Origin of the sequence: Pseudogracilibacillus sp. SO30301A, from assembly GCF_037072025.1 — a bacterium.
In the GTDB taxonomy this organism is placed as follows: domain Bacteria; phylum Bacillota; class Bacilli; order Bacillales; family Amphibacillaceae; genus Pseudogracilibacillus.
Window position 1 is genome coordinate 1 of record NZ_JAXHDD010000034.1, and the last position, 26306, is coordinate 26306.

The 26306-nt window shown below is 35.1% G+C and carries 30 protein-coding genes and 1 pseudogene; 4 read left to right on the plus strand and 27 right to left on the minus strand.

What is annotated here, in order from left to right; all coding sequences use genetic code 11:
• Positions 1-79 precede the first annotated feature (79 nt).
• The 4 genes and pseudogenes from SPD89_RS15120 to SPD89_RS15135 all read right to left on the minus strand — a co-directional run bounded on the left by SPD89_RS15120 (position 80) and on the right by SPD89_RS15135 (position 2923).
• Positions 80-1096 (minus strand): DUF3231 family protein, encoded by a 1017-nt coding sequence (locus tag SPD89_RS15120; RefSeq protein WP_336262785.1) that lies wholly within the window; start codon positions 1094-1096, stop codon positions 80-82.
• 262 nt (positions 1097-1358) lie between these two features.
• Positions 1359-1865, minus strand: a pseudogene (locus SPD89_RS15125) (SRPBCC family protein).
• Positions 1866-2048: 183 nt separating this feature from the next.
• Entirely contained in the window at positions 2049-2354 is a 306-nt protein-coding gene (locus SPD89_RS15130) for an acyl-CoA dehydrogenase family protein (protein ID WP_336262786.1), read from the minus strand.
• A 149-nt stretch (positions 2355-2503) separates the two neighbouring features.
• Positions 2504-2923, minus strand: coding sequence for a hypothetical protein (locus tag SPD89_RS15135; protein ID WP_336262787.1), 420 nt, complete (start codon positions 2921-2923; stop codon positions 2504-2506).
• 190 nt (positions 2924-3113) lie between these two features.
• Between SPD89_RS15135 and SPD89_RS15140 the strand changes: the two genes are divergently transcribed.
• Positions 3114-3977, plus strand: coding sequence for a LysR family transcriptional regulator (locus tag SPD89_RS15140; RefSeq protein WP_336262788.1), 864 nt, complete (start codon positions 3114-3116; stop codon positions 3975-3977).
• A gap of 547 nt (positions 3978-4524) precedes the next feature.
• On the opposite strand, the gene mbcS is transcribed toward SPD89_RS15140, so the two are convergent.
• The 23 genes from mbcS to SPD89_RS15255 all read right to left on the minus strand — a co-directional run bounded on the left by mbcS (position 4525) and on the right by SPD89_RS15255 (position 23967).
• Entirely contained in the window at positions 4525-6099 is a 1575-nt protein-coding gene (gene mbcS / locus SPD89_RS15145) for an acyl-CoA synthetase MbcS (protein WP_336262832.1), read from the minus strand.
• 80 nt (positions 6100-6179) lie between these two features.
• Positions 6180-7637: a CoA-acylating methylmalonate-semialdehyde dehydrogenase gene (locus SPD89_RS15150; protein WP_336262789.1), complete on the minus strand. Its 1458-nt coding sequence runs from the start codon at positions 7635-7637 to the stop codon at positions 6180-6182.
• A 3-nt stretch (positions 7638-7640) separates the two neighbouring features.
• A complete protein-coding gene (locus SPD89_RS15155; RefSeq protein ID WP_336262790.1) occupies positions 7641-8531 on the minus strand; it encodes an NAD(P)-dependent oxidoreductase in 891 nt (296 codons plus the stop codon).
• A 17-nt stretch (positions 8532-8548) separates the two neighbouring features.
• The gene (locus SPD89_RS15160; protein WP_336262791.1) at positions 8549-10231 is read right to left on the minus strand and encodes an acyl-CoA dehydrogenase family protein; all 1683 of its coding nucleotides are present in this window, start codon (positions 10229-10231) and stop codon (positions 8549-8551) included.
• 166 nt (positions 10232-10397) lie between these two features.
• Positions 10398-12170 carry a sigma 54-interacting transcriptional regulator gene (locus tag SPD89_RS15165; protein ID WP_336262792.1) on the minus strand — a complete coding sequence of 591 codons (1773 nt, stop codon included), beginning with the start codon at positions 12168-12170 and terminating at the stop codon, positions 10398-10400.
• A gap of 260 nt (positions 12171-12430) precedes the next feature.
• Positions 12431-13474 carry an enoyl-CoA hydratase/isomerase family protein gene (locus tag SPD89_RS15170; protein WP_336262793.1) on the minus strand — a complete coding sequence of 348 codons (1044 nt, stop codon included), beginning with the start codon at positions 13472-13474 and terminating at the stop codon, positions 12431-12433.
• A gap of 16 nt (positions 13475-13490) precedes the next feature.
• Complete coding sequence (locus SPD89_RS15175; protein ID WP_336262794.1) at positions 13491-14273, minus strand: enoyl-CoA hydratase-related protein; 783 nt, start codon at positions 14271-14273, stop codon at positions 13491-13493.
• Between the two features lie 524 nt (positions 14274-14797).
• Entirely contained in the window at positions 14798-15337 is a 540-nt protein-coding gene (locus tag SPD89_RS15180; protein WP_336262795.1) for a DUF2247 family protein, read from the minus strand.
• A 16-nt stretch (positions 15338-15353) separates the two neighbouring features.
• The gene (locus SPD89_RS15185; RefSeq protein WP_336262796.1) at positions 15354-16094 is read right to left on the minus strand and encodes a hypothetical protein; all 741 of its coding nucleotides are present in this window, start codon (positions 16092-16094) and stop codon (positions 15354-15356) included.
• Positions 16095-16160: 66 nt separating this feature from the next.
• A complete protein-coding gene (locus SPD89_RS15190) occupies positions 16161-16511 on the minus strand; it encodes a hypothetical protein (protein WP_336262797.1) in 351 nt (116 codons plus the stop codon).
• 59 nt (positions 16512-16570) lie between these two features.
• Entirely contained in the window at positions 16571-16789 is a 219-nt protein-coding gene (locus SPD89_RS15195) for a hypothetical protein (RefSeq protein WP_336262798.1), read from the minus strand.
• A 656-nt stretch (positions 16790-17445) separates the two neighbouring features.
• Positions 17446-17892: a contact-dependent growth inhibition system immunity protein gene (locus tag SPD89_RS15200; RefSeq protein ID WP_336262799.1), complete on the minus strand. Its 447-nt coding sequence runs from the start codon at positions 17890-17892 to the stop codon at positions 17446-17448.
• 21 nt (positions 17893-17913) lie between these two features.
• Positions 17914-18594 carry a polymorphic toxin type 28 domain-containing protein gene (locus SPD89_RS15205; protein WP_336262800.1) on the minus strand — a complete coding sequence of 227 codons (681 nt, stop codon included), beginning with the start codon at positions 18592-18594 and terminating at the stop codon, positions 17914-17916.
• A gap of 401 nt (positions 18595-18995) precedes the next feature.
• Positions 18996-19154 (minus strand): hypothetical protein, encoded by a 159-nt coding sequence (locus tag SPD89_RS15210; protein ID WP_336262801.1) that lies wholly within the window; start codon positions 19152-19154, stop codon positions 18996-18998.
• Positions 19155-19436: 282 nt separating this feature from the next.
• Positions 19437-20063, minus strand: a complete 627-nt coding sequence (locus tag SPD89_RS15215; RefSeq protein ID WP_336262802.1) for a pentapeptide repeat-containing protein — start codon at positions 20061-20063, stop codon at positions 19437-19439.
• A 99-nt stretch (positions 20064-20162) separates the two neighbouring features.
• A complete protein-coding gene (locus tag SPD89_RS15220; protein WP_336262803.1) occupies positions 20163-20468 on the minus strand; it encodes a hypothetical protein in 306 nt (101 codons plus the stop codon).
• Positions 20469-21017: 549 nt separating this feature from the next.
• The gene (locus SPD89_RS15225) at positions 21018-21173 is read right to left on the minus strand and encodes a hypothetical protein (RefSeq protein WP_336262804.1); all 156 of its coding nucleotides are present in this window, start codon (positions 21171-21173) and stop codon (positions 21018-21020) included.
• A 156-nt stretch (positions 21174-21329) separates the two neighbouring features.
• A complete protein-coding gene (locus tag SPD89_RS15230; RefSeq protein ID WP_336262805.1) occupies positions 21330-21662 on the minus strand; it encodes a hypothetical protein in 333 nt (110 codons plus the stop codon).
• A gap of 121 nt (positions 21663-21783) precedes the next feature.
• Positions 21784-22089 (minus strand): polymorphic toxin type 30 domain-containing protein, encoded by a 306-nt coding sequence (locus SPD89_RS15235; protein ID WP_336262806.1) that lies wholly within the window; start codon positions 22087-22089, stop codon positions 21784-21786.
• Between the two features lie 140 nt (positions 22090-22229).
• A complete protein-coding gene (locus SPD89_RS15240; RefSeq protein WP_336262807.1) occupies positions 22230-22622 on the minus strand; it encodes a hypothetical protein in 393 nt (130 codons plus the stop codon).
• A gap of 303 nt (positions 22623-22925) precedes the next feature.
• Positions 22926-23423, minus strand: a complete 498-nt coding sequence (locus SPD89_RS15245) for an SMI1/KNR4 family protein (RefSeq protein ID WP_336262808.1) — start codon at positions 23421-23423, stop codon at positions 22926-22928.
• 5 nt (positions 23424-23428) lie between these two features.
• Complete coding sequence (locus tag SPD89_RS23140) at positions 23429-23692, minus strand: hypothetical protein (RefSeq protein ID WP_442961179.1); 264 nt, start codon at positions 23690-23692, stop codon at positions 23429-23431.
• Entirely contained in the window at positions 23689-23967 is a 279-nt protein-coding gene (locus SPD89_RS15255; RefSeq protein WP_336262810.1) for a type II toxin-antitoxin system Phd/YefM family antitoxin, read from the minus strand. Before SPD89_RS15255 ends, SPD89_RS23140 begins: the two co-directional genes overlap by 4 nt.
• A 583-nt stretch (positions 23968-24550) precedes the next feature.
• Here SPD89_RS15255 and SPD89_RS15260 point away from each other — a divergent pair.
• The 3 genes from SPD89_RS15260 (at position 24551) to SPD89_RS15270 (ending at position 26216) form a co-directional block, all read left to right on the plus strand.
• On the plus strand, positions 24551-25171 hold the full coding sequence (locus SPD89_RS15260) for a transposase (RefSeq protein WP_336262811.1): 621 nt from the start codon (positions 24551-24553) through the stop codon (positions 25169-25171).
• A 483-nt stretch (positions 25172-25654) separates the two neighbouring features.
• Entirely contained in the window at positions 25655-25918 is a 264-nt protein-coding gene (tnpB, locus tag SPD89_RS15265) for an IS66 family insertion sequence element accessory protein TnpB (RefSeq protein WP_336262812.1), read from the plus strand.
• Positions 25919-26072: 154 nt separating this feature from the next.
• Positions 26073-26216 (plus strand): hypothetical protein, encoded by a 144-nt coding sequence (locus SPD89_RS15270; protein WP_336262813.1) that lies wholly within the window; start codon positions 26073-26075, stop codon positions 26214-26216.
• The last annotated feature ends 90 nt before the right edge of the window (positions 26217-26306 follow it).

A 26306-nucleotide genomic window follows, 5' to 3' on the forward strand; every position in this document is an offset into this window, starting at 1 on the left:
GTCCAAATGATTCTTTTGGTCATAACTTTTTTACGGCAAAAGATGGGCAACGTAATTCAGCATTGCCCAATCTTTGTCTTTATTTACTCTGTCCTTTTGATAATTGGGTTCTATCCTCCATTTGAGGTGGTTCTTCCAATAACCCATGTTCAATCATGAGGTTTCCTCCATCATGTGAATAGTCCAAAATATCTTTAGCAATTGGTATCATTTTTAGAGTCAAGTCATTCCTTAGATTGAAAGTCGTACCTATAGCACCGCTTCCAAAACCAAAGCTGGTCAGTAAGGACGTATTATACATCATAAGCTTATCTGAAAAAGGCGATATTGTTGAATCTGTAACCCTTCCTGCTGGTGTGGACGGAGGATTAATATCACTGTCTAATAATATTTCGCTGGATTTTGTAATGATTGTTTTAGACAACTCTTTACCTCGGAAGAAGTGTTTCCGAATATCTTTTTTCTTAGCTACTTGAGCAAAGCCTGTCATTAATTTCATTCCGTCTACATTCGATTCAATCGCTTGGTATACATAAGCCACTTCAACTGTATTTAATGATCTCCTGTGACCCGTCATTTTAAGTCCTGTTCGATAACTCTTTGACTCAGCAAATTTAACCTGGTTGGGCAAGGTGACAGCTGGGGATTTTGGAAGTACACCCTTGCTTAGCAAAAACTGTGTCGTTTTTTCACAGATATCCTCCGCAAATGCTGAGCACCTTTTGTATAAATCCATGATGTCTTTCCGGTAACTCATCGACATATGTAATGCATGTAAACCTGTAGCAACTTTCATCATCGTACGTAAATACATGACCTCAAAAATATCGTCAAACAATTGTGGTGCATTAAGGTTTACATCGTTTTCTGTAAACCCAATTGGAACTACTGCCCCTTCTTGTGTAAAAATATTCCTTAGTTCATTAACAAAATTACTTTCACCTTCGTAAAATGTTTGCAATATTTCGATAGCCTCTGCATCTTGATTATTTGATAAAAAAAATTCAATCACTCTTACCATCATGGTCTTTTTTTGATAAATAGTCCAAAGGGTTGCAAGCTCGGATGACGTTATCGGTATATGTCCTGTTGTCATTTGATCACTCCTCAAGCTTTATATTTATATTTACCTGTATGTTTTACCACCTTCTGATAAATATTCATTTTTTAGGATTACATAGTTGTAACCAGAAATTAAAAAATCCCAATTCCCCTATACTTTAAAGGGAAACTGAGCTTTTTATATTCCTTATTCCGTTTCTCTCTCATGTGAAGTGCTACTCACTATTAGTAAGGAAAGATTATTGATATGAGATGATGTAATGGCGGAAATAAAAAAAGGGCGATCGCCCCTCTATTTAGCTTTTACATTCCTCTGCTAACCTTTTAATAACATCTAAAGTTTCTTCCCAGTTTTTATCCGAATGCTCATACATCGTTGGAGTAGAAAAGTTGCTATGTTTTAATCTCAGTATTGTCTGTTCACCGTTGTTAATAAGGGTAAACTCTATGGTTGAGTAGTTTTCTGGACTGTCAGGTGTGCCTGAAAAGCCACTCCAGTAATCATATGAGAACACGCTCTGTGATTCATAATCAAGGACGTGACCTTTGTCTTCATATTATTTACCGTCCCATGTGAATGAGAAAGTAATTGGACTACCTACACTCCAATCCGTTTTAACTGTTACCCCTAACCATTGTTTGATGAATTCAGGATTAGTAAGTACGTTCCATACTGTCTCGGTTGTTGCCGAAATTTCCCTTTGCTTTTCAATGGATAAGTTGCTCACATTTTTTCCTCCCTCTATATAATTAAAATATCTCCCAAATGCTCTCGTTTTTTTATTAAATTGCTCAAACAACATTTAAGGAGTTCTTTATCAAATAATTCATAGCTAATATTGCATCATCATGGTGAAATAACATTTGTAAATTACCATCGATTATAGCATAAAATTGGAGATAGTAAGACCATTCATATATTTATTCTTAGTAGCGGTGCATAAAAAAATCCCTAGCTTTTTGATGACTAAGGGCTGCTATACCCATTAGAAAAGCAGTTCAAGTTGCCAAGATGACCAGTAAAAACCAGTAGGTTCAGTCAAACCTGCTCCGATTAGAATCTCACCCTTCATGAGTGGTGGAAGATACTTTTCTTTTTGTTCTTTAGTTCCATAGTTCGCAATTAGTCTGCCATGCCCCGCACCAAAAAGTTCTCTTGTATTTAATCCAAATCGTCCACACACTTCGTAAATATGTCCCATAGTTAAATCAGATACCCCGTGTCCACCATCTTCTTTCGGTACATCTAGTCCTATTAGGTTTTCCTGTCCAGCAAGTTGCGAATATGCCATGGCAAACGTTCAGATTCACTTTTAATTGCGTTTTCCAGATCATTTTTTTACAAGGAATTGTTGAATTCGCATAATCCAATCATTTTATTCTGAGTTTGGTTCGAAATCCATTAGACTCCTCCAACGTGTTAATATTGTTATTTCTCTGTTCATTGGTCTGGAGTGGAATTTAGCAACAATTGAAGCCTATCCATGCTTTGTATAAAATCTTCTATTTCCTGCCACAACAATGCTCGCTTTGTTAAACCCAATAATCTATTGCCCCTTTTTTGCCTAATAATCCAAGGAACTATTTGGTGATTCTCAATATTTAATTGCCCAATTAGCTTTTTCAAATGAATCCACATATCAACTATTTCGCTAAATTTCCTGTACTCTTCTTCAATCATCGTCAACTTACCTTTCATTTCTTGCCAATCATTAAGGATCGAAATTTGTATTGATTCGTTGTTTCCACTTGAATCAGAATCCATTGGTGTGTCACTTAACTGCATCTCTAAATTATCTAAGGCCATTTTCCACAAAAAAGATTGGCCACTTGTAAATAAATCACTTTCTTCCTCAGACAACCTCGCTCGCAAACGACGAAAATCTTTCAGATTGATTCACTCCTTTTCTTTGATATAGATACTTTCCTAAAAGTTTTTAAGAAGAAAAAAATATCTTCTATTTACTATTCATCATAATACCTTTAGACTTATATTAAAAATGATTAAATAAGATTGAATCGATCATTTTAAATGATAAGGAGAGAGTAGGATGGACATAAAGGATTTGGTTATCTTTAAAACTTTAGCTTATGAAGGAAACGTCACAAAGACTGCTGAACAATTAAATTATGTTCAATCGAATGTTACAGGGAGAGTAAAAAAATTAGAATCAGAACTGCAAACTGTACTGTTTTACAGACATCCGCGGGGCGTCTCGTTAACCTCAAAGGGAAAACTGCTTTTATCGTATACAGACAAAATTTTAAACTTAATGGAAGAAACCAAAAAAGCCATCCAAGATTCTGAAACCCCTCGTGGTCCACTATCTATAGGTGCAAATGAGACAACAGCATCCGTTAGATTACCTGCTGTTTTGGTTTCTTACAATGAACTCTATCCCGATGTAGAATTGTCCCTAAACATTGGTGAAACAGAAGACCTTATCAGTGACGTTCTTGATTACAAACTGGATGGAGCGTTTGTGGTAGGGCCTGTTAAACATCCTGACATTATTCAAACACCAATACTAAAGGAGGAACTCGTTGTTATAACAGACAGTCTGCAAGCTCCATTCACTTTCTTAACGGATTTAAAAAAACGGACATTGCTAACACGCCCCCATTGCATTCACAGAAAACGTCTGGAACAATGGCTTCATGATGAGGGCATTGTTCCCTTAAAAATTATGGAGTTCGGAACATTAGAAGCAATTATCGGGTGTGTAAAAGCCGGACTAGGGGTTTCTATAACTACAAAGTCACTTGTCAGCCACCATAAAATGGATAACCAGCTATATTATCATGAGATCCCAGAGAAATACTCAACCGTTAAAACAGTGTTTATACGAAGAAAAGATGCCTTTATAACTAGTGCCTATAGTAAATTTTTAGAAATGGTAATTCAAAGTTTCTGAGAACAATACTCAAAAAAGAAATTTTTGTTAACAATCATTAATAGGTAAATAAAGAACAAAACCTTGTAACGAGGTCCTTGATCTGTGGATAATGAAAAAGTCTCTTGCCATCACAATTAGCGGTCAACTTTCAGCCACACAGGTCATCAACCCTCGTCAATCCTGACCTTTCCTGATTTCCATTGCACATACAAACATAAACATAATTACTCTGATTTCATGAAAAACTACGTGCGTTATTTATTAAATGTGTTTTCATTTGTATTATAAAAACCAATAAAGACAGTGTGAATGAACCATTGACTTCGGAATTCACATTGTTTTTATCGATCATCTAATTTATCGTTGGAAAAAATTTCAATTCCCACTAAATTCCACTAATGTTCGTAAACATCATAAAAACCTCCTTAGGGCTCAACCTAAGGAGGTGAGTCCACTGAATAAACAGTGGGTAAGGGAATTCATCCTTTCCATTACTAAAGTATATGGACGTAGATACCCTTTTTTGAAAAGCAATGAAGTTATTAACAAAGATTTGAACAAAATATTAATTGCTAGGTTCTTTTTGACGTAATTCGATTCGCCTAATTTTCCCGGAAATTGTTTTAGGTAATTCCTCCACGAATTTGATTTTTCGCGGATATTTATACGGTGCTGTAATTCTCTTTACATGTTCTTGCAACTCCGTAACTAACTCTTCATTCTTTTGTTTTACATTATCTTTCAAAATTACATATGCCTTCACAATGTTTCCTCTTACTTCGTCTGGACTTGCTACAACCGCACATTCCTTTACGGAAGGATGTTTCACTAAAGCATCTTCGACTTCAAACGGACCTATTGTATATCCAGAACTAATAATAATATCATCGGATCTGCCTTCGAACCAGAAATATCCATCCTCATCTTTTTTCGCCTTATCTCCAGTTACATAGAAATCGCCTCTAAATTGCGCCTTCGTTCGCTCAGGTTCTTTATAATATTCTTTAAATAAAGAAGGCATGTCTTTATGAATGGCAATATCCCCTACTTCGCCGGCATCTGCTATCTTTCCCTCTTCATCAATAATTTCAATTAAACCAGGTAACATTGGTTTTCCCATAGAACCCGGGCGGATTTTCATTTCTTTTTTTACACCTACGATAAGACTATTTTCTGTTTGCCCATATCCATCTCTTACTGTAACATCAAAATGGTTTAAAAATATGTCAATTACTTCTCGATTTAATGGTTCTCCTGCTGACACAGCACTATGTAAATAACTTAAATCGTATTGATCAAGGTTATCCACTTTTGCCATTAAGCGGTATTCAGTTGGTGTACAACATAAAACATTGATCTTATATTTCTCTAGTTTTTCTAAATAACGATTTGGTTCGAATTTTCCATGATAAGCAAAACCTGTTGCACCTAAGCCTAAGGTTGCTAAAAACGGACTCCAGATCCATTTTTGCCAGCCTGGACCTGCAGTTGCCCAAACACGGTCATTTTCCTCAATGGACAACCATTGCTTTGCAGCTAAACGTAAATGTGTATAGGCCCAACCGTGCGTATGGACTACCCCTTTTGGATTTCCGGTCGTACCAGATGTATACGATAAAAAGGCCAGATCATTTTTATTCGTTGTAGTAAATTCTAATTCATCCGATTGTTCTGACATTAGTGCGGATAAAGAATGCCACCCTTCCGCTTCTCCTCCTACGATAAATTTCGTAAGTTGATCATACCCTTTGACTCCATCAAATTGTTCTCTATAAGGGAAATAAGAAACAACCGCCTTCATATCTCCATGTTCTAACCGATATTCTATATCATTCTTCCGTAATAATTCTGAACTTGGTGAAACAACTAATCCATTTTTTAAAGCCGCAATATATACAGCATACGCTTCAATTAAACGCGGAACCATGATTAAAATGGCATCCCCTTTTTTCAAACCACAATTTTTAAATGCGTTACCAATTCTGTTGGCATTTTTTATTAAACGTTGATACGTCATTTCTTTTATTTCTCCGGCTTCATTTTCCCAAATAATTGCTAGTTTGTTTGGATCTGAAGTAAATTGCTCCACTTCCTGAATCATATTATACTGTTCAGGCGCCAATAATTCATCGCGTTTCATATTCATTCATCCTCCTCGTACTTTTTAAGATTTATATAAAACAAACGAAGGAGAAATCCCCTTCGTTTATTTAATTGTCCCTATTTAAACCAGCGTTCTGTTACAACTTTCTTTCTCGTGTAAAATTGCACACCGTCTTTTCCGTTCGTTCCCAAATCCCCATAAAAAGATGCTTTATTCCCCGCAAAAGCGAAGAATGCCATAGGTGCTGGAACATTTACATTCACCCCTACCATGCCAGCATCAATTTCATTACGGAACTTCTGGGCATTTTTTCCGCTTTCTGTGTAAATTACTGCCCCGTTTGCAAATTTAGATTGATTGGTTACTTTAATTCCTTCCTCTAAATCTTTCACTCGAACAATACTAAGTACAGGGGCAAAAATTTCGTCTTGCCAAATCTTCATTTCTGTATCTACGTGATCAAAAATTGTCGCCCCAACATAATAACCTGATGGTACATCTTCCTTCAGTTCGCGTCCATCGACTAGTAATTTTGCTCCCTCTGAAACACCACTTTCTATATAGCCAAGAACACGTTCTTTATGAGATTTTCGAATTAACGGGCCAACAAAATTATTTTCGTCCATCCCGTCTCCAACGGTTAGTTTTTTCGTTTCTGCAACTAATTTCTCCATAAATTCATCCGCCACTGATTCCACAACAGCAACAACGGAACATGCCATACAACGCTCTCCACTACTACCAAATGCAGCTCCAATTACTCCTTCAACTGTTTTATCGATTTGACAGTCCGGCATCACGACTGCATGGTTTTTCGCTCCCGCTAATGCTTGCACTCTTTTTCCGTTTGCAGTACCCGTTTGATAGACATGTCTTGCCACTGGTTCTGAACCAACAAATGAAATTGCTTCTACATCTTTATGTTCCAATAAGCCATTAACAACATCTTTTCCACCGTGGACAAGATTCAGTACGCCTTTAGGGAACCCAGATTCATAAAATAAATCTACTAACTTTTGCGCTAATACTGGTGTCCGTTCAGAAGTTTTTAACACAAAGGTATTCCCACATGCAATGGCTAATGGGTACATCCATAATGGAACCATCATTGGGAAGTTAAATGGAGTAATACCTCCAACTACTCCCAAAGGATAACGCCATATAGAACCATCAATACCCGTGGCTATTTCAGGTAGTGCATCTCCCATCATTAAGTTTGGAGTCGAAGTGGCGAGTTCAACAACTTCGACTCCACGTTGCACCTCACCACGAGCATCATTTAATGATTTTCCATTTTCTAATGTAATAATCTTTGCCAATTCTTCCTTATTATCTTTTAACAACTGTAAATACGTAAATAAATATCTTGTTCGATTGGGAACAGATACTTTTGACCATTCTGTAAATGCTTCTTTCGCTGCCTGCACTGCTCGGTCAAGATCTTCTTTAGCCGAAATCGGCACTTGCGCAATTATTTCACCTGTTGCTGGATTGGGAATTTCCTCCATCGTGTCTGTACTTGCATCCACCCACCGGTCACCGATAAAATTTTTCATTACTTGAACTTTTGTCATTTTTTATACCTCACTTTTTTTATTTGAATGATCCTTTACTCGCTCATACAATACTGCCATATCTTTTTCTCCATACCCATCTTTTGAAGCCTCTTCGTATAATGCTAGTAAATTTTTGCTAATAGGTAAGGCCAACTGATGTTTATTAGCTAAATCTAAAGCAAAATTTAAATCTTTTAACAGTAAATTCAATGTGAACCCAGGCTCATAATTTCCCTTTGCAATAAATGTATTATAATTCCGGTCATAGATTCGACTTTGCCCGTAACTAACATTTAACATATCAAACAGACGATCTAAATCGATATTTTGTTTATTAGCAATGTGTAAAGATTCGGCTACCGCAGCTGTATAGAACCCGATAAATAAGTTATTTATCAGTTTCACAGTCGTTCCACTATCGATTTGTTCTCCAACATGGAAAATATTTTCTCCTAGTCTCTTTAAGAGCGGTGTAACTTTATTGGTTAGAGCTTTTGAACCTCCGATCATAAATGTCAACGTTCTTTTTTCAGCTCCAATCACACCACCGCTAACTGGTGCCGCTAAATAACCTATGTTTAATGTATCGGCAGTTTTTTTTAATTTTTGGTTTAATTCCGGTGAAACAGTACTTGTATCAATTAAAATAGTCTGCGTCTTTTCACAAAATAATCCGCCCTTACCAAAATAAATCTCTTCAACTGCCTTTTCAGACGGTAAACTTGTAAATAAAACATCACTTTCCTGCGCAACCTCTTTTGGCTTGGAAGCCCTTTTTCCGCCTATGTTTGCAAAGGTTTTCATAGATTTTTCATTAATATCAAATCCGGTTACGACATACCCATCCTGTAATAAATTTTTTACCATCGGCATGCCCATATTCCCCAAACCAATAAAGCCAATTCGTTCCATTTTTCTCCCTCCAATTCTTAAATTTGATACCCATCTTGGTCAATCATGTAGTTTGCAATTTTTCTTTTTAATGCTATCGTATCCATATGATACGGTACATCCGTATTACGAAGTTTTTTTACGAAAGCTTTTTTCTCTTGGTCTGAAGCAATCACTCTTGTTCCAAGGCTGGTGGCTAATTCCTCCATATATCGATAACTCTCGTTACAAATAACCTCATTCATGACTTCTTGAATTGCTTTCTTCTTAGCGTGCATTAATCGTATCAAGCAAGTCTTCATTACATACAATTCTCGTACCATATCTGCTATGATTCTTAATATCTCTTGTTCATCTTCGATAGCATTTATATCTACCACCTCACTATTAGCAAGCGCTTTCATAGACGTTTGCAATAGTTTATGAGCAGCATCCACATAACATTCGCTATTTTGTCCATCTGTTGATATTCCTTTAAATTGTACGATTCTATCATCTTTTCTATACCATTTTACAAAATTTCGACTAATGGTCAATCGATTGATTTCATTGGTCCCTTCGAAAATACGATTAATTCGTGCATCTCGATACATTCTTTCAATTGGATATTCTTCCATATAACCATATCCGCCATGAATTTGTAGTGATTCATCTACAACAAAATCTAGCATTTCCGAAGCATCTACTTTATTAATTGCACAATCTATTGCATAGTTTGGTAAAAGCGAATATATATTTTCATTACTGAGATTTTCTTCATCGATCAAGCAAGCTGTATAATAACTAGAGCTTTCCGAACGATAAATAGCTAGGGCCATATCCGCAATCTTTTCTTGTATCATCGTAAATTGAACAATCTCTCTTTGAAATTGTTTTCTCTCTTTTCCATATTTAATAGCTGTTTCAAACGCTTGTTTTCCTGAACCTATATTAGAAAAAGCCAATTTTAAACGTGCTAAATTTAATATATTAAGCGCAATATAATGTCCTTTGCCCCGTTCTCCTAAAATATTTTCTTTTGGTACGAAAACATTTTCCAAAATTAATGTCGCAGTAGATGCCCCTTTGATTCCTAATTTCTGTTCTTCAGAACCAATAGTGACTCCTGGCATATCCCTTTCCACGATAAACGCCGTCATTCCTTCTACTGTTCGAGCAAAAACAACATACACCTTTGCAATATGTGCATTGGAGATCCATTGTTTTTCTCCATTTAAAATATACATAGAATTGTCATCGGAAAGCTTAGCAGTAGTGCTAGTTGCTAACGCATCTGATCCAGCATTTGGTTCTGTTAACGCATAAGCTCCTATCCACTCCCCCGTAGTCAGTTTTGGGAGATAGGTTTCTTTTTGCTTCTGTGAACCAAAATAAACATATGGAGCCATTCCGACACCAGTATGAATATTAAAGGATACACCAAAGCTACTACCATACCCCATTTCTTCTAAAATAAGACCAGCAACTTTTTTACCTAAATCGAGTCCTCCAAATTCTTCCGGAACATCTACTCCTAATAAACCAAGTTCTCCTACTTCTTGTAAGAGACTTTTTACTATATCGTATTCATAGGCTTCCATGGAATCAAGTTGATGAATGACTTTATCTTGAACAATTTGTTCCACCGTTTTCTTAATTAATAATTCTTCCTCCGTAAAATGTTCCGGACCAAAATATTTGTTAGATACGGAACTTACTGGAAATAAACTTGCTCTACTCATAAGGTATCTCCTCTCAAAGGTCATTTACCTACATTATCTATGCATGTTACGTGCCAACTTTCATCAGCTTAAACAAAAAGCGGAGCACCACTTCTTTCTATTGTTCACTAAAGAAATACTTCGTTGAAAGTGTCTATAATCGTCTAGTTGTATAAACAATTTTTCGTCAATTAAGTTTCAATTTAGTTAGTTTATTATATAAAGTTGCTCGCGAAATATTTAACAGTTTAGCAGCCTCTGATTTGTTTCCATTCGTTTTTTCCAATGCCGTTAAAATAACTCGCTTCTCATCCTCTATGAGCGAATCTTTTATCTTCTTATTTCGGTTTTGGTATGGAGTTACTAAATCAGGGGGCATTACTTCATTTTCTGGAAATAGTATATTCTCATATGTTGCAAATAAAATATGTTGATCGTCAGACAAAATAAATAATCTTTCTAAAACATTCATTAATTCTCTAACATTCCCCGGCCAATCATATTGGTGAAATTTACTCAAAAATGTTTTGTCAATTGTTTTCTCTTTCATATTATACTGCTTGGATAATGATCGAAGCTTATGAGCAACCATTAGTGGAATATCCTCCTTTCGCTCCCTTAATGGTGGGATATCAATAGGAATGACATATAAACGATAATATAAATCCTCTCTAAAATCTCCTTCTGTTACCATTTGTTTCAAGTTTTTATTTGTTGCTGCAATAATGCGAATATCAATAGGGATCGTATCATCCCCACCAATTCGTTGTACCTTTCTTTCTTGTAATACTCGTAAAATTTTCGCTTGGATTGGTAAAGACATTTCACCAATCTCATCCAAAAATAAGGTTCCTCCATTAGCAAGTTCAAATTTACCAATTTTTCCACCTGGTTTTGCGCCAGTAAAAGCCCCATCTTCATATCCAAATAGCTCTGATTCGATCAAGTTTTCAGGTATTGCCGCACAGTTAACACTGACAAATTTCCCATCGCTTGTAATACCCATATCGTGTATAGCATTCGCAAATTGCTCTTTGCCAACACCACTTTCCCCACTAATTAATACGGTTGCTTTTGTTTGGCTTGCTCGGATTGCTAACTGTTTTGTACGCGAGATAATCGGGCTATCACCTAAAATATCTTCAAAGCGTACCTTATCCTCAATCCGTGTTTCAGTAGTCGTGTCAAGTTTCTGTTGCACATATTTTATTCCACGGTCTAATTGTTCCATCCGTTCAATGACTTGATAAATTTCGGATACTCCTTCATATAAAAGAATTCCTACTGCCCCGATAACCTCATTATCTTTCCAAATAGGTAAACGGTGTACAACTAGATGATGCCCTTGTAACCGATGTGCCTGGCTTCTTTCAGGAACTCCTGTTTTTAGTACGACTGGTAATCGTGTTCCTTCAATAACAGTATCTACTTTTCGGCCAATGGCATCTTCACGGGATACTCCTACATATCGACTATATGCCTCATTAAAAATCCGAATGATTCCATTTTTATCCACTACCGTAAGACCTTCATATGCTGTATCAAAACTTAATTCATACCATCTGATTGTTTCTTCTAAAGCGATATTTTCTTCTTGCTTTTGTTGATAATAAGCGTGTAGAACCTGATTGTCAATAACCCCTAACATTCGTTGCTCATCATCAATGACATAAACAGGTGTTTGATCTATTTTATCCATAGTTGCTTGATAGTTTATCGTGTGAAAGGAATGACTCATCCACATCGTTACAACATCAGTTTCAGAAAACTTACCATTTTTTAATGCCTGAAAATAATGTTTTAGTTGAAGGACACCAATAATTCTATTGTTTTTAGTAATCGGGACTTCATCCAAGTCTTCTTCTATTAGTAAATGAATTGCATTTCTTACCGTTAATTTTTCATTGATAGAAAGATTATTGTCCTTCATCCAACGTTTTACTTCTGGCTGTCTAAACATCCTCTTCACCTTTCGTTTAGCAAATAAGAAAGTATAAAACCTTCTTCCAGCATAAATCCAACTACACATTCCATTAGCCTAAAGGCAAGGCTTCCTGAACTCTAGTCTTCTTTATCGAACCCCGATACGGACCTGCGTTCATATTAATCGATGGAATAATCGCTTCTTCATTCTTAATAAAGCAAAGAGAAGCGGTTTCTTTTTCTGTTAAAATAATAAACACACTTTCATGCAAGAGGTATTAGAATAGTCATGGCTATTTATTTTTGAAAAAACGATTCCACTAATTGATCGGTTACATCGGATAATTTGTGATATTGATACTGTGGATTCTGATCTTTATCAATAATAACGGAACGAACACCTTCATAAAAATCATCGTGGGATAAAAATCGTTTCGCTATTATTTTATCAGTGGCTAAACAAGTTTTTAATGACTCGCCTTCTCCTCTAATTAGTTGTTGAAGAGTTACTTTAACAGAGGTTGGCGACTTACTTAAAATTGTCTCTTTTATCTGTACACTAAATGTATCTGAATCCCTAGATAATGAAGCAATAATTGCTTCAACCGTTTCATAACTAAAATGTTGATCAATTTTCTCCTTGAACCTTGCTAAATTACTTTTTTCCATTGCTAAGGAAGACTCAAAATCTTGGATAAAAGTAGTAATAGAATCGTTTATATTATTAGCTTTCCAATCACCTTGTAAAAATGCCTCCATGAATTCCGTTAAATTAGCTGTTTCAATATAATGGTCCGCAGCACGACTATATAAAATATCCTCTTTCGCAATTACTTCTGATGTTAACGCTAAATAACGCCCTATATATCCCGGTGTTTGATTTAAAAAGTAGGCTGCACCAACATCAGGGAAAAAACCAATATTCATCTCGGGCATTGCCCATTTTGTTTTTTCGGTAATAATTCGATGGCTCGCACCATAGGAAAGACCAACTCCACCACCCATAACAATCCCATCTAAAATGGCTACAATTGGCTTAGGATATTCAGCAACCATTAAATCTACATTGTATTCCACCTCGAAAAAAGTTAATGCTTCTAATTTTTTTGCTTCACTATCTTTTGCAGCATATAACATCTTAATATCGCCGCCAGCACAAAAGCCTTTTTCACCCGCTCCATCTAGTAAGATTACAACCACTCGATCATCGTTTCGCCAAGCTGTTAACGTTTCTTTTATCTTCATTAACATACTTGTATTTAATGAATTTAATGCTTTAGGACGATTTAATGTAATTTGTCCGATTCCATTTTCATGAATAACACTTACTACATCCTCCATTGCTTTCGCTCCTCTTTTATGAATGTTTAAAATTAGGGGAACGTTTTTCACTAAATGCTTCGACCCCTTCTTTCGCATCTTCGGTTAGAAACAATTCACCGAAAAATTCCTGTTCTCTTTTTAAGCCGGTTTTAAGTGGTTCTTTATATCCTTTTACGACTGCTTCGACGGCACGTGAAACGGTTTCCGTACTATTTTTTTCTACATAAGAAAGCGCAAGCTCTTTTGCTCTTTTTACAAGATCTTTCTCCACTACTTCTCTTACTAATCCGATTGATTTTGCTTCTTCTGCCGATACATGCTCACTAGTGAGAATCATATGTAACGCATGATCTAAGCTAGTTAAGCGGCTTAATCTTTGGGTTCCACCGAAAGCTGGAATTAGACCAAGATTTAATTCCGGCAATCCAAAAATTGCTTCTTTTGCGGCGAGTCTAATATGACAAGCCATTGCTAATTCTAACCCTCCACCTAAAGCAGGTCCATTTACAGCAGCGATAACAGGTTTTCGCATGTTTTCAATCTCGTCACATAACGCCTGACCAGCTTCTGCCATATCAAGCCCTTTTTGTTTATCACCCATCGCTGGGATAAATTCTTTAATATCAGCTCCAGCTACAAAAAAACGTCCATGTCCAGTAATAATGACTGCAAATACATCTTCATTCTGATCTAGTTCTGATACAATCGCTCTTAATTCTCTAATACAATTTGAAGATAAAGCATTGGCTGGCGGCGAGTCAATCTCCACCAAAGCAAGATTTTTTTCATAAGATACATGTACAAACTCATAACTCATTTACATAATCCTCCCTAAAAATAATTCTTTGCTCATATATATGCAATTTCTATGCCAACTTTACATGATAGCGTTACCAATCTATTTCACTACTTTTATATGTATAACTGTATAGACAATTATACACTATTTTGTTTAATATGATAGACATATGTTGCTTTGAAATAAAGTTTGATGAATCTTACTGTGACCATGAACCAGGAATCATATTCATAGAGGTTTCATGTCAAATAAAAAAATGTCTATGCATTTTACATTGCAAAAATATGTATCTAGTTTTTGCAATGTTACGTAGAGTAAATCATCAATATACAACCCATTTTATAAAAACATGGTGAACTGTCCCAGAATCTACTTTAAATTCTCAAATAAGTTCATGTTTTTCATAATGTTTGTTTTTTCATAATAGATAAAATTATAGTTGGTTGATACGTACCTCTACATGGATTTCTTCTCGTAGAAAGTAGTATGCCTGGCTCACGTATAAAGACCTTAAAAACGCATTTTCAATCGAGTTACGAAGCTTAAACGCTATTACTATTCTGTAATTCCTGTTGTTCCTGCTTCAAAAACTCATTAAATATATTTATTAATCTATTTATATTCACTTCTTTGGAATAATTAGCTGGATTTATATCGTCTTTTGGTTCTAAATAATTAATAAAACTATCCACATCTTCAGGATATTGAAAATCTGCATATACTTCCGCAATCCTGTCTAATAACATTCCATAATCATTATGATATTTAACTTTTAAATAAGCTAATATACAAAATCTCCATTTTCTATCTTCGCACTTCCAAGTTTTAGCATCTAAAATATTTTCTTGCCCAGTAGATTCTTGGAGTATGTCTATTAATAAACTCTCATAATCAATATAATCATCACCCCATGCTAACTCAACAATGTCTTTATTATTTACATCAGGATGAGCCACTAAAAATTCAACTGCATAATTAGATATGTCACTTTTTTTAAGTTTGTTCAATTTGAATCCTACATAGAGTGTCCTCCAATCATACTTAATATTATTTTGCTTGAAAACATCTAAAGAAATATGCATTTTGAACCACCTCGTTCTATGGTCTTTGATTTGGGGATCCTGTAATTTGCCCATCCGGTATAAATCTTCTATGTGTCACACCTTTGGATGGATCAACAATCCATTCAAATACCTCATTTTCATCTTTAACGGTCGTTATTCTTTCATTCACCCTCAAATTTTTATTATATACATCCTTATAATCGTAATATTTCATTCCACCTTCAATTTGATATAATTTCCTTTTAACACCATCGCCGCTAACTATTTCAAATTCTATAGCCTGCGGAGTATAATTATCAATTATATCATTAAAACCATGTTGACCATCAGGTTTTTTTAAAGCACTGCCTATACGTGTATTATCCAGTACCGGATGTGAAATGTCTTTTAAAGATTTATTGCTCACCTTACCACCTTTCCCATCCGCCACTCTAGCCTTCCCAATGTCCTTTAATGCCGAGCCTTCCTTCATTACTTTCAAGAAGAACGTGGATGGAATGAGATAAGTTAACGCACCGCCCGACACATACATGATCCCTTCCTCTTCCACCGTGTCGCTCATGGATTGAGCCATCAACTCTACAGCCATCATTGGGTCTTCTTTCAATTGTAGCGCAGCGTTTGTATAATCCTCAATGATGACATCACTTTTGTTTTTCAAAAATGCTGGTTCAATTGGATCAGGTATTTGATGGGACACCATAACTATGCCAATATCCCATGATATCAGGGCAACACCCGAAACTATGTGAAATGCTTCAACAAAAAACCACAATCTACCTGTTAAATAGGCGATTGTGGTATAAGCTTAATTGCTTATTTTCTAAAACTCATCTGTATTTTAGTTACCATAGGAAGATGGAAACAGGAACATCTTATAATCATCATCCGTAAACGGTTGGTCGATTTCATTAGTGGCTATTAACTTTTGGCAGTATTGATTTAGCAAATAAAATTTATATAAATCATGATACATAGCATTATAAGCTTCCCCGTTTTCAAGTTTCATTGTCTCGCCTAAAACTTCACCTTCTTTACCGATAAGCTTTACTTTACTTTCGGTATCGTTTATCCTTTCTAATATAATACTATGATTTTTCATATTACCATTAAGGTTGTAATACTTACTGCTTATACCTAATCTAAGAAGTGTTTCTTTTAAGACCTCTAAACTAAATTCCGGACCCCACATATCAAGGTCTTTATTTTTCTCTTTAAAAGGATAAATGTATTCCTTAGAAAAATAACTTTCTATTCTAACTGAAAAAAATAATAATATTTACACGCAATATCTTCATCCTCAAATATTTTTCCGACATTTTCTTTGCCATCTTGCTTTTCATATTGAACAAACATAAATGCCCATTTATCATTCCTTTTTGCCAGTCTATAAATATTTTCTCCCTGCCCTGCCGCTTCTTCAATAGAAGTTTCGGTGGCGATGGTTGGGATTTCTAAGTCTGTTAGCAATTTATTTACCTTCTTAATATTTATTACAGTTCCTCCTTCTTGGTTTCTTCATATACCTAAACCACGTTTCTCTTCTGTCAATAAATCTATTAGTTCCGTTTTCTCTGGTTTTTTTCCACTTCTTTTTTTCATTATCGTATAAATAATCATAGAATGTTTTAAAATCTAAATAAGTGATTTATTCAGTTTCAACTGCTGGATAACCCAGTTTTATCAACACATGTTTATCATCTTAGGGTTTCGGTAATTCTGCCATATCATATATCATATTCATCTAAATCAGAATGAAAAAATAAAAACTATTTCTTGTCCATATCCTTCTCTTTTCGCAAAACTTTTTAATACTTTTTCTAGATATTTGCCATTTATGAAATTAAAATACGTCAGCATTAATTTATCAATATCTACTTTATTTTCAATTACAATATTCTTTATTCAATTTCGTCATCCAGCAGGTTTTCTACCTATCCTACTCCCTATTATATGACAATTTGTCTCGCCATGGTCAGTATTAATAATTTTATTGATTCACTTGAAATAAATTCATCTAATCAATAATTTAATGCCTTTTCTAAAACATCTTTATAAATTACAGTACCAATTTTTTATATCATAGCAATCGATACAGTTTTAAATGAAGATAGTGTTTATTTATATCAACGAATTTTATTCTTTATGATATTGATATAGTTTCTATAGGCATCCTTCTGCTCTTCGAACATCCAAACATCTGCTAAATCTATCAAGTCATTCTTTTCAATATTTTCAATCATTCTATTCAATTTTTCCGTATGTACTAAGAGCGTTTCTGATTTTATAGATGATAATTTTTCCATTAGTTCTATCGAATCAATATCAGCATAAAAGGGTGTATTATTTTCATCAATTCTTTCGATAATTTCGAATGTTGCTAAGTTGGTATGAATATCTTGCCTAATACAACGAATCAAATCAAAGTTTGATAAATCATATAGGCATTTCTCTATTATCTCCATGTGCCATACAGGTAACGGCATATCTGAATACTGTTCTGCACCTTTCTTTAAAACTTCATATTCCTCATCGGTCATAAATTCTTTTAACTTCTTTCCTCTATCAATCATAATTACTTTTTCTCCAATCATTTATTTGGGTGGATTCACTCCCCCGTAAGGAGCAAACATATCGTCTACTTTCTTCATAGTAACGTTTACTTCAGTCAACTTGGACGTGTAAAGTTGTCGAAGTTCAGCATCTAAATTAGGGTTTTTCAGTACCCCCTCCCAACTTTTTTTCAAATCTGATAAACTACGATATGCATCAGAAACTTCTTGGGCATGATCATAATAACCACCACCTGGTTTTGGAACAGGATTACCATCCAAGTCTCTCTGCGCTCCTTTTAAATCCATTTCAGTTAAATGTAAATATGTTCTGTCCTGTTGATTCAATGAAGCCCTTTGACTAGTAGAAATTTTAGACTTTGCAGTATCTGATAAATCATCAACACTTGTGATTAGCCTATTACCCTTAGTCTCCTTATTATCCCCTCCTACTCTACCCTTCCCTACTCCTTTTACCGTTGAACCCTCTTTTATAAACTTCACGAACAGCGAAGATGGAATTAGATAAGTTAACGCACTGCCCGACACATACATGACACCTTCCTCTTCCACCGTGTCACTCATGGATTGAGCCATCAACTCTACAGCCAACATGGGGTCTTCTTTTAATTGTAGCGCAGCATTTGTATAATCCTCAATGATGGCATCACTTTTGTTTTTCAAAAATGCTGGTTCAATTGGATCTGGTATTTGATGGGACACTATAACTATTCCAATATCCCATGATATCAGGGCAACACCCGAAACTATGTGAAATGCTTCAACAAAAAAACCTCTCCCTATATCATAGAAATCCTTAAAGGGGGCGATGAATTCCTCTCCAGTCCAGCCCTTTCAGACAGTTTGACAAAGATAAAAAATACCACAATCCCCTATAAAGTTGACGATTGTGGTAGAAATTAATTCAGTGTTTTAAAATACTTGGTTATATGTTACTTAAAAGCATCTTTATTAATGAACTGAATAAAAATAAGTTTATTATAACTTTTTGTACATCTCATACAAATCTAATAATTGTTTCCCTAGTTCATTGTTAAAATCCCAAGAGTCAATAATCATGATGGGATACGAAGGGATATGTCCTTTGGATTCAATCATTAGTTCTATATCTTTATATATTTTTTTAGTTGAGGAACTGTTCCATCTTTACCTTTACCTAATTTGTGAGCTTTAATTTCACAATCTAACTTCATTTTTACTTTTTCAGCTTTCTTTATGTAGTTTAAGTTTTTATTAAATCGTCTAGATTCGTTATATACCACTGCTCAATACCCCCAATATATTGATCACCCATCTGATACTGCGGTGCTGCTTTTCCTTTAATTATAATTGTGGTAATAAAAAAGTGCCGTCTCCCTTTTTAATTAGAAGAAATATCTGCATAAATTTAGCTTGAAGTATGGTATTCTATGCCCCCAAGTGATTCTATTATTTACTATATTGATAGGACTGTATAATCGTATGATCATCCTGCTATTCCCATTTCAAAAACTCATAATAAATTTAAGTTCGCTCCTTTGAAATAATTAGCTGTATTGAAATCTTCAGCTTTTCGTATATCCTGTGCTATATTCCTTGAAAGTATTTACTGCCTCTTCTCCATCTACAATTACTGGTTCATCCAAAGTCCCTTTGTTTATTTTTCTTATCATATCATCCACATCAAAATTGCTGTTTGTGAATTGAAGACCCTGAACGATACATTTCCAAAATTCAACTCCGTTAAAATCACAATTCTCAAAATGTATGTAGTTTATTTTACTATTTGAAAATACATCATTTATTTTGCAACTTTTAAAATATAGATTTTCAAATAAAGTTTGATTGGAGCTAACCTTTGTAAAGAAACAATCTTCAAAGCTAGAATCTTTTATGTAACTAAAATCGAATTCCGCTTTTCCAAAGTTTACATTCTTGAATGTCATATTATTTAATTTACAATCATATATTTTTGCTCCCCCAAAATTCACACCGTCTAAAACAGTATCATTAAAAATCGAGTCTGTAATATAAACATCCACAAAATTTAGCTTTGATAAATTATTATTTGAAAAATCAATCCTATCTAACATTAACTTTTTTCCATCTGTTTCATTATTTTGTAGAGCTTTTATATATTTATTATGATTTTCTATCAATAAATCAAGCTCTTCTTGTTTCATCTTATTCATTACCATCACTCCAGCTAAAAAATCATTTGCATCTATGCCTGACCGACCTACATGAAAACCCGAAAGGCTAAAATAAACAATCAAGATCTGAAATTAAGTTTACAAAACTATATTGTTTTCGATAATGTACTTTTCTCCAACTTTCTCCTTTACTAAGGATATAGCCTTCTCAACTTTCTTTATAAAAGCTTCTTTTTCCACTTCATTACTAAACCCTCTGTATTCAAAGTTAATAGCATTATCTTCATACAGCCCATCGTATATATTTTGTAACTCAACAAACATACAATCTATTCCTACATCATGTTTAAGTTCCTCAACTAAATCATTATCTACCAATTCCCCATTTTCATTGTACTCCCACATTGGATAGCTGATATTCAAAAAAATTTTAATTTTATTCATTTGATACCTCCTCGGCGATGCTGTTGGATTGGCTCCAACAATGAAACCGTTGTTGCCAACAGTAATAGCAACTCTTTGTGTTTTGCTATTGAATTTTACTTAGTAAATTGGTCTACCTTTTCCTCGACCTTGATACCCGACAACTTTACCCTCATTTAAAGTTTTCATTAACAATTCAGGAATTTCATTAGATTTTATACCTTTCGCAGTAAAATCATCTGCATGCATCATAACATGATTAAAACTAGCTTTAGGGTTTCCTTTTTCAAGCTATACTAATTTACCGTTTGGAGTCTTGGTTACAGCTAGTATTTCATCGGGATTACTCCACTATTTGATAATTCATCCAGTAAATTAGACGGTTTTAAATGATTATCAGCTACATTCCTGCTAGCCTTCCCAACACCTTTCAATGCTGAACCCTCTTTTATAAACTTCACAAACAACGAAGTAGGAATGAGATAAGTTAACGCACTCCCCACGATACATACATGACACCTTCCTCTTCCACCGTATCACTCATGGATTGATCCATCAACTCCACGGCCATCATTGGGGCGCAGCGTTTGTATAATCCTCAATGATGGCATCACTTTTGTTTTTCAAAAATGCTGGTTCAATTGGATCTGGTATTTGATGGGACACCATAACTATTCTAATATCCCATGAAATCAGGACAACACCCGAAATCATATAAAAAAACACCATAGTCTTCCTGTTTAATAAGCGATTGTGGTGTTAAATTGCTTATTTGATTTTAATGATTTAAACATATGACTCTTCTAGTTTACATAGTTTTTAACAGCTTTAATTACCAATTTAAAGTAATGTTTATCAATGATTAAGTTCTTTCATTTAAATTTACCTAAAAGCTCTATATCTAAGTTCATTTATAGCTTCCTTAGCTATTGTCTGAATTTCCTTATTAGGACTGTTTCTATAAGTCCTTAGTGTTGCTAGATACTTTTCATTGCCTGAAAACCCTAAAAATGATAGAACATATGAAAGATTTTCATTTGAAAGTCCAGAACAATAGGGTAGTAAGATATCCAATGAAATATCTGCAGCAACTTCATTAAAAACAACAGCATTATGAATAGTGTGGAAAATAGTTTCTTTAAATTCACTATCTTTTTCCAAAACAACTTGAGATAAGAGTAGATTTACTCCTTCTATTATTTCATCTTTATCCAACTATCCATATTCATATAAATCTCCTATTTCTTCAATAATACTTTCCTTTTTATCCTGATTATTTAATGATTGTGTCTTTTTTATTTTTTCAATAGTATTCATATTTTTTCTCCTAATCACTTTATTTGGGATCTTTGATAGGGATATGGGTTCTGTTAGCAAAATCTTCGTTATAATATGGGCTATTTATGTTACTTATTCCCGGTAGTTGATACTCACCAGTAACAGGGTCTAAATATTTTTTACCTTGTTGTACCCTTACAATCCAATTATCAGCTGCATTACTACCAATAGGAGCTGACGGATCCGGGCCATGGACTCTAACTCTTATAGTTACTCCTTCTTCTGTCCACTTATATTCAAAACCTTCCGTTACTTTACCGACCACAGCTCGATTAACTTTTGAGCGTATTGGTATTAGAAGCATCTTCCCTAGTCTAGTATTCCATTCACGACTCCGATCATCGGACTGGCAAGACTTTTTCGTTTATGCAACCCCCTAAAGTTTTGGTTGCAATACTACTTTTATTATGTAATAAACAACTTGCAAAATACAAGATCTGATAATTATAAGTGTGTAGATGCTCTAAGAAAATCTATACTGATTCTAGCAACTTTCATTTCAACATTTCTCCCGATCAATTCAGTATACTCAGAGAAATAATCATCTTCGTCAGTTAATACTATCCCCGCATCGATGGTATCCTCATGTAACACCCCCCGAATATAATATTCATAACTTGAAGCAATTCGTTCTAACTCCTTCTTTTCTTCGCGTATTTCATAAATCTTTAAATCTTCTAAAACAGTAAACCCTATAAATACAGGATAACTTTTCCCGATTTCGATTTCATATGGACAAATAGAAGCAAATCCTGTAAATTCGACTCCATTGATTTCAATGGTCACTTCTTCCTCTATCAAGGGGTCTAGACGTTTAACAAGGGCTATATAGTTCATTTTCAAAACCTCCTCTTTTATGATATTTATTGTTTTGGTACATTTCCATGCAATAGGTGGTAAAGCCTCGTGCAAATAGTGGTAAAAAGAATTGCAAAGGTGGTACATTTTTGATGCAATAATCATCGTTTTCTTCCATCGCTTCTATTTCCTTTTTACTTTTAATGCTGCTTGCCTATGATAAGTCCCAATCTTTTATGTAAAACGTCCCTGTTGTCGGATCAGGGTTTAGGATGATTTTAACAATAAACCTTGAAAGGCTTTTAGCCATTCAAGGAAGTTTTTTCTCTATACAATGATTAGCTATTCAACATCATCATATGCATCACCTAAGGAAATAAAATTACTTCTTAGCCAATACCAATATTGCCCTTTATTTATTACAAGTCTTTCAAATAAATCAGTAAACGAAGTAGCTATAATCTGGGACTCCCCAACAAGCCCATGGCGTTCATAAAAACTATCGTAGCATCTACCTATCCTATCTTGATTGAGGTCGATCGTTAAATATTCATCCGTTCCATCATTACAAATAATATACCAATTAGATGAAATATCTTCTTCACATAATTCTCCTACAATTATTGGATTTGCCAATACAAACTTATCAGGAGATACAAGATAAATTGGATATTCCTCATTTTCAAATAGAACTAATCCTCCACAATGACTATAAAATTCTTTTAAATCATTAGGTAAAATATGCTTTTCTTCATTAATAATGGGTAATCCAGTAGACTCAAAGATACGACAATGTGGTAGAGTGCCTACTTCTGTTAGCAACCGCTTTATCTTTTCCATTAACTTCACTCCCGATAATTATATTTATTAAAGGAATTATAATATTCATGTCTGGCTGATTTGGGAGCATTTGCAGCATCAAACATTCTTTCTGTAAGTTCTTGTATCTCCCTTGGAGAGACTGATTGCCAATCAACTTTGATTGCAGTTTCTATTCTTTCAAGGTACCCAAGTGCAATATTATCATCTCCAGAATCATCTGCAATATAATATATGATGTCGCGAAGTTGTTCCTCTGCCTTATCCGTTCGTAATATTTTATACCTCATCCATTATTCCTTCCGAGTAACGACCCACGAATATCATCAAATGAATCCTGCATCGGTGCGACTCGCCCATTTTTCACATCATCCTCAGATTCTGCAAGTGTTCTCAGTAGTTCCAGCTCTGATTTAATCTGATAGTAATCCTGTAATCCAAGAACCGCGGTATCGCCCCGTCCATTTACGGTAATAATAACTGCATCTCTTGACTCTTTGCACTGCTTTGAGATTTCATTGTAATGATTTCTTAAATCTGCTGACGGTCTAATTACAGATCCCATAGTATCACCTCTTACAGATGTTATTTTCCATAGTCATATTATATCACGACATGACTATCCGCTGAATATTTTATTCATACATGCCTGCATTTCCCCTAAAAAAGTGCCTATTCCCTGCACTTTAAGCTTTTTCGTAGTGAGGGACAGACTCCATTTAGAAATAAAATTTAGGTTCAGTAACAATTAACGGGTAACATAATCCGACAAATTTGACTTTAAAAAAGGAAAATCCAAACCATCTGTCGTATTGGTAAAGTATCTAAACAAATACCAACGAAAGGATGATTTGGATGCTTAGCCATTATACCATGACAAATGATGGCATAAAGTACCTTTTGTCATTTTTCATCAAGTAGAAATTCCATTTGGCTTTCCAAACGCAGGGTTATATCGCCATCTTCAGTTAACCAATCAAGGGGTTCATTGTCCAGATTGTAGTTTCTGGACTGCCAAAGTACATGAATATCATCCCAAGCAGGTTATTGCTGGGTCTCACAATGACACACCCATCACCGATCATTTCAATCATCGCCGTTTTGTATGTGATGTTTGCCATCGTACGTTTATGGAACCATTGTCTTGGTTGAAACCGTATCAACGCATTACCGAAATTGGTCATGAGGCACTCTTGTATACAACATCCGACCGTACATTTAAGGCTGTTGGGGAAGCCTTTGATCGAAGTGGACAAAATGTGCGGATCCACGTGCTTAAATACTATTCGGAGCAGTCGGATCTAGCTGAACGTTCAACTCCCCCATTGATTGGAATGGATGAAATCAGTTTGGCTAAAGGGAAAGGAAACTACCGACTCGTCATGTATGATCTCACCATTCCGTGGCGTCCGCAATTGTTTCTGATGCATGAAAGCAGGCGCGAAGATGAAGTCATTAAGCTACTTCAGGAATTACCCCAACCAGAACGCATGCTGGCGGTTGCAATAGCTATGTGGAGAGGTTATAAAACCGCAGTCCAAGCGGTACTTCCCGAGGCCATTGTAGTTATTGATGCGTTCCATGTTATTCAGGCATCTACAAAAGCTGTAGGCGATGTTCGAAAAGATGTACAAAAATCGCTGAGCAAGGAACAACGGGATGCCTTAAAACGGGATAAGGAAGAAAAGACTGCTTTACTCAAATGGAGAAAATATCAAGATCGTTATGAGCGACGCTTAAAGCAAAATGAATCTCAAACAGCTTGTTAAAAAGTCTTTTCGACAAAGATTACATCAATCAGTTATTATGAAGTTTTTATGTCGAATAATGGCTTCAATCCCGCGATTTGTTACTGAACCACTTTTTTTATAGTAGGCATGAACGTATCGATGGAAATTGCTGATCTTTTTCGAGTAAAACCGGAAGGGAATAATCAGTCCGATAATAATCACCAACCATGAATAGTAACGTCCTTTTGCTGTAGCCCGTATTCAAACCACGCATTTTTTCTTCAAGCACCTCCCGGTATGATAGACATATTAATCGAAGGAGGTGCTTATTCTATATGTCAGAAAAATTAACAATTTTCCCCGTATCACTTGACCCCATGTCAGCATCATCTGTCAAACTTTAGCTACGCAAGAACAACCACAACCAAGTTTTATCATTCGTAGGAGTGATCTAGAAGTATCCTTCTTTCCTGGTGTGGACGAGCACATCGTTCAGATCATTATGAATGAGTTGAAACAACAGTGAAACGTGATTTTACACATGTGAAAAACATTTATATTGTTTGCGGAAAAACAGATATGCGAAAAGGAATCGATGGATTGGCTACACTTGTTCAAGATTCTTTTGAGTTTGATCCATACAGTGATTCCATTTTCTTATTCTCCGGCTTGAGTAAAGACCGATATAAATGTTTGTATTTTGACGGCGACGGTTTCGCCCTACTTTACAAACGTTTAAATGGAGGAAAACATCAATGGCCAAGAAATGAACAGAAAGTTCGTTAACTGACCCAACAAGAATTACGTTGGTTATTAGAAGGTTTATCCATTCAACAACCAAAAGCGATTACAGCATCAAAAAAAGGGTCTTTTAAATCCGTCTATACTAGTGGTATAATAAAATTCTACCAAATAAATAAACGGAAAAGTGGTGAGTGACTTGGGCAAAGATAATGATAAGTTAATTGAAATCCTTCAACGACAGTTAGAGCATTCGAATAAACAAAATGATGAATTACAAAAACGTATTGAAGTGTTAACTGAACAAGTCCGCCACTTAACGAACGCTTTAAATGGTTCGTAAACAGAAAAATCAAAGTATCAATCGCCAGACGGACAAGTTTCCTTATTCGAGGATGATCCACTGTTTAACGATTCTGAGCACACAGAGGAA

Coding starts and splice junctions, on each gene's coding strand:
- SPD89_RS15120 (WP_336262785.1), bottom strand. CDS start 1,096: ATGACAACAGGACATATACCGATAACGTCATCCGAGCTTGCAACCCTT.
- SPD89_RS15130 (WP_336262786.1), bottom strand. CDS start 2,354: ATGGCATATTCGCAACTTGCTGGACAGGAAAACCTAATAGGACTAGAT.
- SPD89_RS15140 (WP_336262788.1), top strand. CDS start 3,114: ATGGACATAAAGGATTTGGTTATCTTTAAAACTTTAGCTTATGAAGGA.
- mbcS (WP_336262832.1), bottom strand. CDS start 6,099: ATGAAACGCGATGAATTATTGGCGCCTGAACAGTATAATATGATTCAG.
- SPD89_RS15150 (WP_336262789.1), bottom strand. CDS start 7,637: ATGACAAAAGTTCAAGTAATGAAAAATTTTATCGGTGACCGGTGGGTG.
- SPD89_RS15155 (WP_336262790.1), bottom strand. CDS start 8,531: ATGGAACGAATTGGCTTTATTGGTTTGGGGAATATGGGCATGCCGATG.
- SPD89_RS15160 (WP_336262791.1), bottom strand. CDS start 10,231: ATGAGTAGAGCAAGTTTATTTCCAGTAAGTTCCGTATCTAACAAATAT.
- SPD89_RS15165 (WP_336262792.1), bottom strand. CDS start 12,170: ATGTTTAGACAGCCAGAAGTAAAACGTTGGATGAAGGACAATAATCTT.
- SPD89_RS15170 (WP_336262793.1), bottom strand. CDS start 13,474: ATGGAGGATGTAGTAAGTGTTATTCATGAAAATGGAATCGGACAAATT.
- SPD89_RS15175 (WP_336262794.1), bottom strand. CDS start 14,273: ATGAGTTATGAGTTTGTACATGTATCTTATGAAAAAAATCTTGCTTTG.
- SPD89_RS15180 (WP_336262795.1), bottom strand. CDS start 15,337: ATGCATATTTCTTTAGATGTTTTCAAGCAAAATAATATTAAGTATGAT.
- SPD89_RS15190 (WP_336262797.1), bottom strand. CDS start 16,511: ATGTGGGGTCCGGAATTTAGTTTAGAGGTCTTAAAAGAAACACTTCTT.
- SPD89_RS15200 (WP_336262799.1), bottom strand. CDS start 17,892: ATGATTGATAGAGGAAAGAAGTTAAAAGAATTTATGACCGATGAGGAA.
- SPD89_RS15215 (WP_336262802.1), bottom strand. CDS start 20,063: ATGAATAAGATGAAACAAGAAGAGCTTGATTTATTGATAGAAAATCAT.
- SPD89_RS15220 (WP_336262803.1), bottom strand. CDS start 20,468: ATGAATAAAATTAAAATTTTTTTGAATATCAGCTATCCAATGTGGGAG.
- SPD89_RS15235 (WP_336262806.1), bottom strand. CDS start 22,089: ATGCTTCTAATACCAATACGCTCAAAAGTTAATCGAGCTGTGGTCGGT.
- SPD89_RS15240 (WP_336262807.1), bottom strand. CDS start 22,622: ATGAACTATATAGCCCTTGTTAAACGTCTAGACCCCTTGATAGAGGAA.
- SPD89_RS15245 (WP_336262808.1), bottom strand. CDS start 23,423: ATGGAAAAGATAAAGCGGTTGCTAACAGAAGTAGGCACTCTACCACAT.
- SPD89_RS23140 (WP_442961179.1), bottom strand. CDS start 23,692: ATGAGGTATAAAATATTACGAACGGATAAGGCAGAGGAACAACTTCGC.
- SPD89_RS15255 (WP_336262810.1), bottom strand. CDS start 23,967: ATGGGATCTGTAATTAGACCGTCAGCAGATTTAAGAAATCATTACAAT.